Here is a 12,432-nt window from a genome sequence, read left to right on the forward strand (position 1 = left end):
ATTCTAGTGAACAAACTTGGATTGCAACTTGCTCTCGTTGTTCTGGCAATCTATTTGCTTGTCGCAATTCAAGGCGTCATGGCCTGTCGGTACACGTCTATCATCTGTGCTGCAGCACGGTCCCAGGTAAACTGCTCACGCATGGCGGTTTGCTGAACGCGTTGCCATGCATCATGGCGTGAAAATAGCCCAAAGGCGCGTCGCATCGCATCGGCGAGTTGTTCTTTATTGAAGCCTTCAAACACAATCCCGGTCGCGATGCCGGCAGCCTGGTTTTCCGGCGATGCATCCACCACGGAATCCGCTAGTCCTCCGACCCGGCGCACTAGCGGTAAGGTCCCGTAACGCAGTCCATATAACTGCGTCAGCCCGCAAGGTTCGTAACGGGACGGAACCAGTACCACGTCGCAACTGGCAATGATCTGATGCGACTTGCCTTCATCGTAGCCGATTTGCACGGAGACCGCTTCAGGATGCGCGGCGGCAGCGTTTAGAAACCCGGCTTCCAGGTCCGCGTCGCCGCTCCCCAGCAAAACCAGTTGTCCTCCGCAATGAATTAAATCAGGCAAGGCGTCCAGTACAAGATGTAGGCCTTTCTGGTCAGTCAAACGGCTGACGACGCCAAATATCGGTGCGGTGTCCTGCATCGCCAATCCGCATTGCTGTTGCAATGCCCTTCTGCATTCCCGCTTTCTTTCGAGTGAGCCGTAACCATAGTTTGCCGCAATGGCCGTGTCGGTCTCGGGGTTCCAGACCTCCGGGTCCACACCATTGAGAATACCTGCGAGATCCCGCGCGCGGCCGCTTAGCAAACCCTCCAGACCACAACCTTGTTCGCTTCCCTGGATCTCGCGAGCATACGTCGGACTCACTGTTGTGAGCTTGTCCGCGTAAAACAGGCCTGCTTTCAGGAAGGATACGTTGCCATAGAATTCGACACCGTACATATTGAAGAAGTCCGGCGGCAGGTCAAGTTCATGGAAGACATCGCGGGAATACACGCCTTGGTAAGCAAGATTATGAATCGTCATGACGCTTGCTGCGATACGCCCGCTACGGCGTTCAGCGGCTTTGAGATAAGCAGGCGCGAGACCGGCATGCCAGTCATGTCCGTGCACGATGTCGGGGCGCCACAAGGGATCGAGCCCGTGTGCAAGTTCGGCTGCCATCCAGCCGAGTAGTGCGAATCGACGATAATTGTCGGCATATTCCTGATTACGGGCGTCGGCATAAGGATTACCGTGCCGGTCGTATAAACCGTGAGCGTCAATGATGTAGACAGGTATTTCACTACCGGGAAGCGTCGCCGCATACAGCCGGAGCAAGGATGCGCCAAATCGCGGTGGCAGTTCGACCAGCATCTGCAGGTTCCTGACCTGCTCCATGATGACGGGATATCCGGGAAGCAGTAGTCGGACATCGCATCCGCAACGGACGAGCGCCGGCGGCAAGGCTGCGGCCACATCAGCGAGGCCACCGGTTTTTATCAAAGGATATATTTCGGAACAAACATGCACTACGCGCATTGTTACTCCATGACGATAGCGGGAAGGCTGCTAACCACTTCGCTATTTCTTGAACCTGGGTTTTAAGGAAAGCAAATCTTCAAGCCACGATTGCACACCGGGTCGTATGAAATCGACTTTTCCGACACCGGGGTTTCGTTATGCTGATGTTGCACTCACAGCCTGGACAGCATTTCGCTTGTTACCAGCACGATGCCGTTTTCCGTGCGATAGAAACGCTGTGCATCGAGGTCGGCATCTTCGCCAATCACCAGATCATCGGGTAATTTGCAACCCCGGTCGATCACCACCTTCCGTAAGCGGCAGCGCTGACCGATCTCGGTATGCGGCAGAATCACAGCTTGCTTGATGGTGCAGTACGAATGGATACGCACATTTGAAAAGAGAACGGTCTCGGTCAGATCCGATCCCGAAATGATGCAACCTCCTGATACCAGCGTGTTCGCGGTCTGTCCATGGGCACCCGTGTCATCCGGCACAAACTTGGCCGGCGGAAGCTGCTCCTGGTAAGTCCAGATTGGCCAGTCACTGTCGTAGATGTTCAGTTCAGGCATATTAGAAGCAAGGTCGAGATTCGCTGACCAGAAGGCGTCGACCGTACCGACATCCCGCCAGTACGGCTTTATGTCGGCTTTACGCGGTACCGACGACATGTTGAGCGGGTGCGCCAGCGCACGTCCTTCGCTGACTACGCGGGGAATGATGTCCTTGCCGAAGTCATGGCTGGAATCCTCATTGGCGAGGTCTTCGCTTAGCAAGTTATAGAGATATTCCGCGTTGAATACATAGATACCCATGCTGCCGAGCGCGCTTTCCGGCTTGCCCGGCATGCCGGGCGGGTCGGCCGGCTTTTCAAGAAAGCTGGTAATTTTACGGTCTTCGGTAATGGCCATGACGCCCAGCGCGGTCGCTTCCGCCCTTGGTACCTCGATACAGCCAACCGTGCATTCCGCACCCCGCTCGACATGGTCTAACAGCATCATGGAATAATCCATTTTGTAGATGTGATCTCCGGCAAGGATCAGGACATATTCAGGACCATAGGAGCGCAGAATATCGATGTTCTGGTAGACCGCATCGGCGGTACCGCGATACCAGTATGCTTCGTTGACGCGCTGCTGTGCAGGCAACAGGTCGATGAACTCGTTTGCTTCGCCGCGAAGGAAATTCCAGCCGCGTTGCAAATGCCGCAGCAAGGAATGCGATTTGTATTGCGTTAGCACCCCCATGCGGCGGATACCGGAATTGATGCAATTCGACAGCGCAAAATCAATGATACGGAACTTGCCGCCGAAATACACCGCCGGCTTAGCCCGCTTGTCGGTCAATTGCTGCAGGCGGGAGCCACGACCGCCGGCAAGCACCAGGGCAACGGTACGCTTCGGAAGCTGGCGCGCAATGATTAGCTTGTCTATCGTCTGGTCCACAACCGATCCTTTTTGTTGTGCTTAACATCTTCATTCTAGCCAGATCAATGGGACTGGAACTGCGTTCCTCCCGGGCGAACAGTGCGGACCGTTGATCTCTCGCAAGAGTCGCCGCATTGCTGACGTGCCGGAAGGGAAGCGGAATCGGATGACTGCAAAAGCAGGTGATAGAGACATCGATGACACGCGAGCGCCGGCGACAAAACAAGCGCTTGCGACGCCACGCTTGTCGCAGCGTTCTCATTTGCCGAGGGTGCGACAGTAAAGATCACGCAGGCCCGCTGTAACAGAGGGCCTGCTAACTGATGGATGCTGACGTTATTGAGGGCTAGGCAGATCGAGCACCTCATCCACCCTTTCAAACGGCAACGACGCTGCCCGGTTCACATCCTCTATTGCCTGGCGGTTCGGCCCTTCAAACAAACATGTGCAATGCTGGTCTGCCGGATAAAAATTACTGCGAATGTAGGTGACTGGCGTACCTTGGGCAGAAGCAGCCTGGCTTGCCTGGATTGCAGCCTGCTGTGCGGCGCCAAGTTGCTCCATCGTGATTCCTTGCAAGTTTCTTTGTACGGCAAAGGTAGTCATAGCGATCTCTCCTCGCATTCTTCATTTACCCCTTGGATCCCGGTATTCATCCTTATTCACGCTATGAAAAACGCATTTGATAAAGGTCAATCGAAACGCGGCATGAAGGCGGCTGCCGCTCGCAGTAATGAAAACCAGTTGCACGATGGCGCATGAAAATGGCCCGGCCTCATTACCATCTGGACGGTAATGAGGCCGGGCCATGTCGACACTAAAACGACGACTTATTATGACTTCCGCGCCGCTCCTTTTGACTTGGGCGTGCGCATGTCAGGAAGCGCGCTCTTAATCCCGAATTTCGAGAGCACGGTTCAAGCTCAAGGCCGCCAACGAGCACGCCGCTCCCGACAACAGATAGATGCTGACATACGCAAGACCGAAATGCGCCGACAGTCCAAGTGCAACGAGCGGCGCAAAGCCTGCACCGACGAGCCAAGCTAGGTCGGAAGTCAGCGCAGCGCCGGTATAACGGTATTTTGCCGGGAAATTGGCGGTCACCGCACCGGCAGCTTGTCCATAGGACAGTCCCAGCAAGGCGAAACCCAGCAACAGGAATACATTTTGCCCCAGGTCTCCGCCATCCATCAGCGTCGGCACAAATCCGCTGAATACAGCGATCAGGCAAGCGAGTGTGCCAAGTGTCGTGCGTCGGCCAAAGCGATCCGCAATGAGTCCGGAAACCGCCACACCGCAAGCGGCCAGTACGGCACCAATCATCTGGATGACCAGGAACTCGCTTACCGAACGCTCGGAATACAAGCTGATCCATGACAGCGGAAACACGGTAACGAGATGAAACAACGCATAGCTTGCCAATGCGGCAAGCGCGCCGATGAGCAAATTGCGTCCTTGTGATTGCGCCATTTCAACGACGTTAGTCGGTTCCAGTTCACGCTCGTCAAGCAAGCGGGAATACTCGCTGGTTGAAATCAGGCGCAAGCGGGCAAACAGTGCAACCACGTTTATGGCGAACGCGACGTAAAACGGATAACGCCAGCCCCATTCAAGGAAGTCTTGGGTCGACAGAGCCGACAACAGATAAGCGAACAGTCCGCCGGCGACAATGAATCCTACCGGTGCACCAAGTTGTCCGAGCATGGCGTACCAGCCGCGACGATGCTGCGGAGCGCTCAGCGCAAGCAGAGAAGGAAGGCCATCCCATGAGCCGCCCAATGCGATGCCCTGGCCGATTCGCAGCAAGGCCAGCAATACGATGGAGGCCATTCCCAGGTGTTCATAGGTCGGCAGGAAAGCGATGCCGGCCGTCGATACCCCGAGCAGGAAGAGCGCAAGCATCAGCTTGAACTCACGGCTGAACCGCTGCTGTATCGCCATGAAAAGGATCGTACCGATGGGCCTTGCAAGAAATGCAAATGAAAAAATTACAAACGCATAGAGCATGCCTTCGAGCGGCTCTTCAAACGGAAAGAAGACTGCAGGAAAAACCAGAACAGACGCGATCGCATACACGAAAAAGTCGAAGTACTCGGAGGCACGTCCGATGATGACGCCGATGGCGATTTCGCCTGGTTCAATGTGGCCGTCGCGCGCATTAATGTGCCTTGCACTCTGACTGCTCGGGCTTGGACCTGCATCGTTACTGGGAAGGGGATGAAAGGTGGTTGTTGCCATATTGATGATGTCTCCGATACGTCTGATGTAATACGTACAACTGACCAATGTCACTAAGCCGCTTACGGTCTTCGCCGTGTGCCGGTAGGACAAAATGTCCAATCGCAATTGTGGATTGGCCAAAGTAGAGTAGCACAATCTTGATCCACGTTCTTGACTTTCCACCATGCATCTGTTATCCGCCCGGCGCCGATTACTACCCCTGCTAGTGGTATTTCTAACCGGCTGCAATACCGTTGTAATGAACCCATCGGGCGATATCGCGGCTCAGCAAGGACATTTAATCTATGTCTCAACCATGCTGATGCTGTTGATCATTGTGCCTGTTATCGCGCTGACATTTCTATTTGCATGGCGTTACCGCAAGAGCAATACGGCGGCACGTTACGAACCCGATTGGGACCACTCCACCAAACTCGAACTGGTGATCTGGGGTGCTCCGCTGCTGATCATCATTGCGCTTGGCCTGCTGACCTGGATCAGCACTCACCTGCTTGATCCCTATCGCCCACTGCATCGCCTCGATGCCAATCGCCCTATTCCAGCCGATACCAAGCCATTGCTGGTTCAGGTTGTCGCACTCGACTGGAAATGGTTGTTCATTTATCCGGAGCAAGGGATTGCCACGGTCAATGAACTGGTAACACCGGTCGATGTGCCGATACGCTTCAAGATTACTGCTTCCACGGTGATGAATTCTTTCTACATTCCTGCGCTGGCCGGACAGATCTATGCGATGCCGGGCATGGAGACCACCCTGAATGCGGTGATCAATAAACCGGGCGAGTATGAAGGCTTTTCCGCTAACTACAGCGGCGCGGGCTTTTCACATATGCGTTTCAAGTACCACGGTGTCAGTAATGAAGACTTTGGCAATTGGGTACAGAAAACCAAGGCCGATGGCGGTTCGCTGGACCGCGCCAATTACATGACGCTGGAGAAACCCAGTGAGCGGGAGCCAGTCCGTCGTTACGCAACCGTAGCTGGCGACCTGTTTGACGCGATAGTCAACCGATGCGTGGCACCGGGTTCCGTCTGCATGAAGGACATGATGGCTGCGGACAGCAAACGCATCGGCAGCGGTAAGACGGAGGCCCAGGCGCAAGCCCAGGCCAAAGCCCAGATGCAGGCCGGCGACCATCCCAAAGATGCCGTAGCTTCCGATGCGCATCACGGCGCTCCGATATCCGAATCATCCCCTGCGCACACTCATATTCATAAAGAATAGCGATGCAAGACCATACCGATTTGACGAAGCTGATCTTCGGACGGCTAAGCTGGGAAGCGATTCCCTATCATGAACCTATTCTCATTGGCACCTTTATCATGGTGGCCCTGGGCGGACTTGCCCTGGTCGCCCTGGTAACGCGATATCAATTGTGGGGCACCCTGTGGCGTGACTGGATCACCAGCATCGACCACAAGAAGATCGGCATCATGTACATGGTGCTGGGTCTGGTCATGCTGCTGCGCGGCTTTGCCGATGCCCTCATGATGCGTGCGCAGCAGGCAATCGCCTTCGGTGATTCAGCCGGCTTCTTGCCGCCGCATCACTATGACCAGATTTTCACCGCGCATGGCGTGATCATGATTTTCTTCGTCGCCATGCCTTTGGTCACCGGCTTCATGAACTACATCGTGCCCTTGCAGATCGGCGCGCGCGACGTGGCCTTCCCATTCCTGAACAATTTCAGCTTCTGGATGACCACGTTCGGTGCCGGCCTGACCATGGCGTCGCTGTTCGTGGGTGAGTTCGCGCGTACCGGCTGGCTCGCCTATCCGCCGCTATCCGGCATCCTGGCGAGCCCGGACGTCGGTGTCGACTATTACATCTGGTCATTGCAGATTGCCGGTGTCGGCACCCTGCTATCAGGGATCAACCTGATCGCCACGATCGTCAAGATGCGTGCACCCGGCATGACCATGATGAAAATGCCTGTTTTCACCTGGACCTCGCTGTGCACGAACGTGCTGATCGTGGCGGCGTTCCCGGTACTGACCGCCGTACTCGGGATGCTGTCAATGGACCGCGTGCTCGGCACCAATTTCTTCACCAATGATCTGGGCGGCAACGCGATGATGTATGTCAACCTGATCTGGATCTGGGGCCACCCCGAGGTATATATCCTGGTGCTGCCGGTATTCGGTATTTTTTCGGAAGTGGTGTCGACCTTCTCCGGCAAGCGCCTGTTCGGCTACACATCGATGGTCTATGCCACGGTGGTGATCACCATCCTGTCCTACCTGGTATGGCTGCATCACTTCTTTACCATGGGCTCGGGCGCCAGCGTGAACTCGTTCTTTGGCATCACGACAATGATCATCTCGATCCCGACCGGAGCGAAGATTTTCAACTGGCTGTTCACCATGTACCGTGGCCGCATCCACTTTGAACTGCCAATGATGTGGACAGTCGCATTCATGGTGACGTTCGTGATCGGCGGCATGACGGGTGTGTTGCTCGCGGTCCCACCGGCTGACTTTGTGCTGCACAACAGCCTGTTCCTGATCGCGCACTTTCATAACGTGATCATTGGCGGCGTTCTGTTCGGCCTGTTCGCCGGTATCAACTACTGGTTCCCTAAAGCGTTCGGGTACAAGCTGGACGCGTTCTGGGGCAAGGTATCGTTCTGGTTCTGGGTCATCGGTTTTTATCTCGCCTTCATGCCCCTCTATGTACTCGGCCTGATGGGCGTAACACGGCGCATGAGTCACTTCGAAGATCCGTCGCTGCAAATCTGGTTCCAGATCGCGGCACTCGGCGCAGTCTTCATTGCCGTCGGTATTGGCGCGATGCTGGTCCAGTTCTATGTCAGCTTCAAGCACCGTCATGCATTGCGTGATGTGACCGGCGATCCGTGGAATGGCCGTACGCTGGAATGGGCGACATCATCGCCGCCACCGGACTATAACTTTGCGTTCACGCCGCGCGTGTATGACAACGACACTTGGGCCGACATGAAGAAGCAGAAGTACACGCGTCCACGCCACGGTTTTGCCGCCATCCACATGCCGAAGAACACGGCAGCCGGATTTGTCATCGCAGCGCTGAGCGCAGTCGTCGGCTTTGCAATCATCTGGCAGATGTGGCTGATCGCCGGCCTGGCCTTCGTTGCAATGATGGCGGCAATCATCATCCACACATTTAATTACAAACGCGACTATTACATCCCGGCGGAGGAAGTTGTCCGTACCGAGAACGCTCGCACACGCTTGTTGGAAAGCCATGTCTGAGATAACCGCAACACCTGTCGACGTCCTGCACGCTGATGCGGACGACCGCTTCCATGTAAAGGAACACCATCCCGAAAACGGCACCCTGCTCGGCTTCTGGATTTACCTGATGAGCGACTGCCTGATTTTTGCCTGCCTGTTCGCTACTTACGCGGTGCTGGGGCGCAATTATGCAGGCGGCCCAACCGGTGCCGAGTTGTTCGATCTGCCGCTGGTGGCTGCCAATACGGCACTCCTGCTGCTATCGTCCATCACCTACGGCTTCGCCATGCTGGAATCGCAGCGCAAGCGTTTGCGTTCCACCCTGATCTGGCTGGGCGTCACCGGAGTACTCGGTGCAGGCTTCATTTCGCTCGAACTATACGAGTTTGCGCATCTGCTGCACCAAGGCGCAGGCCCGCAACGCAGCGGCTTTCTGACGGCGTTCTTTTCACTCGTCGCGACGCACGGCCTGCATGTTACCTTCGGCCTGATCTGGCTGGTGACGCTCATGTTCCAGCTTGGCAAACATGGGCTCATTCCGGAGAACAATCGTCGCCTGATGTGCCTGTCGATGTTCTGGCATTTCCTCGACGTGATCTGGATTGGCGTATTTACCTTTGTTTATCTGATGGGAGTCCTGCCATGAGCGAACATCATCACAACCAGAGCATCGATTCCGACCATGCTCATCACGCTCCGGACCATCATGGCCACGAAGACCATGCCGATCATGGCAGCATCAAGACATATGTGATTGGCTTTTTGCTATCAGTGGTCCTGACCGCCATTCCCTTCTGGCTGGTCATGGGCGAGGTGTTTGAAAAATCGAGCACCACCGCGCTGGTCATCCTCGGCTTTGCTGCGGTTCAAATTGTTGTACACATGGTTTACTTCCTGCATATGAACACCAGATCGGAAGGAGGTTGGAATATGCTTGCCCTGGTATTCACGCTCGTGCTGGTGATCATTTTGCTGAGCGGGTCGCTGTGGGTTATGTACCATCTGAATCACAACATGATGCCGGGCATGATGCCCGATGCATCACACCAGATGCACAAGATGCCATGACCAGTCAGACGGAACGGGAAAGCAACGCAGCGACCACGCATGAAGCCGGTCAGCGTCCGCGCCCGTTCAGCGTCCTGATTACATTGGTCCTGTGCGCCGCGCTCGCTGCGGCTGGTTTTATTGCACTTGGCACATGGCAAGTAAAGCGGCTACATTGGAAGCACGCGTTGATTGAACGTGTCGAGCAGCGGATTCATGCTACCCCTGTCTCTGCTCCCGACCGCCGGCGCTGGCCGGCGATTGCTGCCGAAACCGACGAATACCGCCGTGTCATGGTGAGCGGCACTCTCCTCTATTCCAGCTCCGCACTGGTACAGGCATCGACAGAATTGGGTTCCGGGTTCTGGATGCTAACTCCGTTGAGCAACAGTGACGGCACCCTCGTTCTGGTCAACCTTGGATTTCTGCCTGCTAATGCGGCGCAAGCAACCCGCCAGTATCTGCGTTCCAGAAAACCCAATGACTGTGAAGCCGGCCGTCGTAGCGACTGCAGGCCGACGGTCATTACCGGTCTGCTGCGAATCAGCGAACCACATGGGGGATTTCTAAGAAGTAACGGCCCGGCCGGAGATCGTTGGTACTCGCGCGACGTCGCGGTAATTGCCGCCGCGCGTGAACTGAACGATGTAGCCCCCTATTTCATTGATCTGCAAGTAGCCGAACCCCATATCGCCAATACATTGGACGGCTTGCCCGTTGCGCCAGTGGGTGGCCTCACGGTGGTGGCTTTCCATGACAATCATCTGGTCTACGCCCTGACTTGGTATGCTCTGGCCTTGATGATGATAGGCTCCGCCTTATGGCTTGTGTACGATGAAAGAAAGCAGCATCGGCGCACCGGAGCCCACGCCTCCTATAGAGACCGGAATAATCAACATGGCAGCCCGAATTGAGTCGCTTGCACGCACCAAGGGTGCGGATGGAATGAAAACAAAAAACGCAGAAGCAGTCACCACTACGGCGACAACAGCGGAAAGTGCCGCCGGTCACAAAAACATGTTGCAGCTGATCCAGTTGCGCTGGCTTGCCGTGATCGGACAGATTACGACGATTTCCGTTGTGACGCTGGGCTTTGGCATCCATCTGCCCTTGCCGCAGATGCTTGCCGTGCTGGCGTGCCTGATTGCTTTCAATATCGCAAGCCAGTTGCGCTGGCATGAGCGCCAGGTTGTCAGTAACCGCGAGCTCTTTTTTGCCATGCTCGTCGATGTTGCCAGCCTGACTGCGCAGCTGTACTTCAGCGGCGGGACCACCAATCCCTTCGCCTTCCTCTATTTGCTCCAGGTCATTCTCAGCGCTGTCCTGCTTGAAGCCTGGTCGACATGGACCATCGTCGCGGTGACGGGAAGTTGCCTGGCCGGTCTCGCGCTATTGTCGAAACCTCTTGCGATTCCGCTCGACCACGAGCGTGGCCTCCTGAGCTTGTACTTGCAGGGAACGCTGATCTGCTTTGTGCTCAATGCATCTCTGCTGGTGTTCTTTATTACACGTATCAACCGCAACGTGCGGGCAGCGGATGCACAGCTGGCTCACTTGCGGCAACGCGCCGCCGAAGAAGAACATATTGTCAGAATGGGCTTGCTGGCGTCGGGCGCGGCACACGAACTCGGCACGCCGATGGCGACCATGTCGGTGATCCTCGGCGACTGGAAGCACATGCCCGAGTTTGTCAACCATCCTGAGTTGCTGGAAGAAATCCATGAGATGGAAACCCAGCTGAAGCGCTGCAAGAAAATCGTGAGCAGCATCCTGTTATCCGCCGGAGAAACCCGCAGCGAATCATCGTCAAAGACGACCATTAACAATTTTCTCAATGACCTGATCAGGGAGTGGGAGACGAGCAGACCTACCACATCCTTTGAGTACCGTAACGCTATCGAGCAGGATATTCCCGTCGTCTTCGACACCGCGCTCAAACAGATGATTTTCAACGTACTCGATAATGCGTTGGAGGCGTCGCCACACTGGCTGCGTTTCGATGTGGCGCGAGAGGCGGATGCGTTGCGGCTGACAGTCACCGACAGCGGTCCGGGTTTCATGCCCGCGATGCTTGCGCAGCTTGGCAAGCCGTATCAGTCGAGCAAAGGGAGGCCGGGAGGCGGGCTAGGCTTGTTCCTGGTCGTAAACGTTGCGCGTACCTTGGGTGGCACTGTGACGGCGCACAATCGCCCCGAGGGTGGCGCCGTGGTGCAACTGAACCTGCCGCTGGCAGCCATCACCTTGTAAAAGGACTATGCCGATGTCATCCGACCGCCTGTTGCTCATCATCGAAGATGACGCCGCCTTTGCGCGGACGCTCGGACGGTCATTTGAACGCCGTAACTACCAAGTGCTGCTCGCCGCCAATCTGGAAGAGGTGGCGGCGATCCTGGAAAAACATTCGCCAACCCATGCCGTTGTCGATCTCAAACTGCAGGACAACACATCCGGACTGACCTTTGTGCAAATGCTGCATAAGCATGATCCGGACATGTTGATCGTCGTGCTGACCGGATTTGCCAGCATCAATACCGCAGTTGAAGCGATCAAGCTTGGCGCATGCCAGTACCTCGCCAAACCGTCGAATACCGATGATATTGAAGCGGCGTTCGGACATGTCGCCGGTGCCGATCCTGTCGAACTGACGAACCGCTCCACCTCCATCAAGACGCTTGAATGGGAACGTATTCACGAAGTGCTTGCGGAAACTGGTTTTAATATTTCCGAAACAGCTCGGCGGTTAGGAATGCATAGACGAACCCTTGCACGCAAACTCGACAAGCAGCGAGTCAAGTAATGCTTACCCAAAAATAAAAGAAGCCCGCGAGCCGGTGACGGCCGCGGGCAAATAGCTCTGCTCAATCAAAGGGAGATATTCAGCTGCAGTTCCAGAGTAATCCGTACGGATGAGACCGATTTGCCAATGATCAACCTGCATTCCTTTTTCCGAGACCATTCTTTTCTTCTGTTTAGTCCCTCTGCGCTGTCGCTCCCAT

12 protein-coding genes are annotated in these 12,432 nt (G+C 55.6%); 7 read left to right on the forward strand and 5 right to left on the reverse strand.

The window, feature by feature from the left end; genetic code table 11:
* Positions 1-68: 68 nt before the first annotated feature.
* The 4 genes from glgA to ACFQUU_RS12435 all read right to left on the reverse strand — a co-directional run bounded on the left by glgA (position 69) and on the right by ACFQUU_RS12435 (position 5,173).
* Positions 69-1,526: a glycogen synthase GlgA gene (gene glgA, locus ACFQUU_RS12420; protein WP_382247480.1), complete on the reverse strand. Its 1,458-nt coding sequence runs from the start codon at positions 1,524-1,526 to the stop codon at positions 69-71.
* A gap of 155 nt (positions 1,527-1,681) precedes the next feature.
* Positions 1,682-2,953: a glucose-1-phosphate adenylyltransferase gene (glgC, locus tag ACFQUU_RS12425; protein WP_382247482.1), complete on the reverse strand. Its 1,272-nt coding sequence runs from the start codon at positions 2,951-2,953 to the stop codon at positions 1,682-1,684.
* A 318-nt stretch (positions 2,954-3,271) separates the two neighbouring features.
* The gene (locus ACFQUU_RS12430; protein WP_382247484.1) at positions 3,272-3,541 is read right to left on the reverse strand and encodes a nickel-binding protein; all 270 of its coding nucleotides are present in this window, start codon (positions 3,539-3,541) and stop codon (positions 3,272-3,274) included.
* Between the two features lie 285 nt (positions 3,542-3,826).
* Positions 3,827-5,173, reverse strand: a complete 1,347-nt coding sequence (locus ACFQUU_RS12435; RefSeq protein ID WP_382247486.1) for an MFS transporter — start codon at positions 5,171-5,173, stop codon at positions 3,827-3,829.
* 166 nt (positions 5,174-5,339) lie between these two features.
* Here ACFQUU_RS12435 and cyoA point away from each other — a divergent pair, with 166 nt between their 5' ends.
* The 7 genes from cyoA to ACFQUU_RS12470 are packed head-to-tail and all read left to right on the forward strand — an operon-like array spanning position 5,340 to position 12,233.
* Positions 5,340-6,401, forward strand: coding sequence for a ubiquinol oxidase subunit II (gene cyoA, locus ACFQUU_RS12440; RefSeq protein ID WP_382247488.1), 1,062 nt, complete (start codon positions 5,340-5,342; stop codon positions 6,399-6,401).
* 2 nt (positions 6,402-6,403) lie between these two features.
* Complete coding sequence (gene cyoB, locus ACFQUU_RS12445; RefSeq protein ID WP_382247490.1) at positions 6,404-8,407, forward strand: cytochrome o ubiquinol oxidase subunit I; 2,004 nt, start codon at positions 6,404-6,406, stop codon at positions 8,405-8,407.
* The gene (cyoC, locus tag ACFQUU_RS12450; protein WP_382247492.1) at positions 8,400-9,035 is read left to right on the forward strand and encodes a cytochrome o ubiquinol oxidase subunit III; all 636 of its coding nucleotides are present in this window, start codon (positions 8,400-8,402) and stop codon (positions 9,033-9,035) included. The genes cyoB and cyoC overlap by 8 nt, the downstream gene beginning before the upstream one ends.
* A complete protein-coding gene (gene cyoD / locus ACFQUU_RS12455; RefSeq protein ID WP_382247494.1) occupies positions 9,032-9,457 on the forward strand; it encodes a cytochrome o ubiquinol oxidase subunit IV in 426 nt (141 codons plus the stop codon). Before cyoC ends, cyoD begins: the two co-directional genes overlap by 4 nt.
* A complete protein-coding gene (locus ACFQUU_RS12460) occupies positions 9,454-10,350 on the forward strand; it encodes an SURF1 family protein (protein WP_382247496.1) in 897 nt (298 codons plus the stop codon). Before cyoD ends, ACFQUU_RS12460 begins: the two co-directional genes overlap by 4 nt.
* 31 nt (positions 10,351-10,381) lie before the next feature.
* A complete protein-coding gene (locus tag ACFQUU_RS12465; RefSeq protein WP_382247984.1) occupies positions 10,382-11,683 on the forward strand; it encodes an ATP-binding protein in 1,302 nt (433 codons plus the stop codon).
* 13 nt (positions 11,684-11,696) lie between these two features.
* Positions 11,697-12,233, forward strand: coding sequence for a response regulator transcription factor (locus tag ACFQUU_RS12470; RefSeq protein WP_382247498.1), 537 nt, complete (start codon positions 11,697-11,699; stop codon positions 12,231-12,233).
* Positions 12,234-12,236: 3 nt separating this feature from the next.
* Here ACFQUU_RS12470 and ACFQUU_RS12475 read toward each other — a convergent pair whose 3' ends face one another.
* Positions 12,237-12,392, reverse strand: coding sequence for a hypothetical protein (locus tag ACFQUU_RS12475; protein WP_382247500.1), 156 nt, complete (start codon positions 12,390-12,392; stop codon positions 12,237-12,239).
* Positions 12,393-12,432 lie beyond the last annotated feature (40 nt).

Source organism: Herbaspirillum sp. GCM10030257, assembly GCF_042666555.1.
GTDB lineage: Bacteria > Pseudomonadota > Gammaproteobacteria > Burkholderiales > Burkholderiaceae_D > Noviherbaspirillum.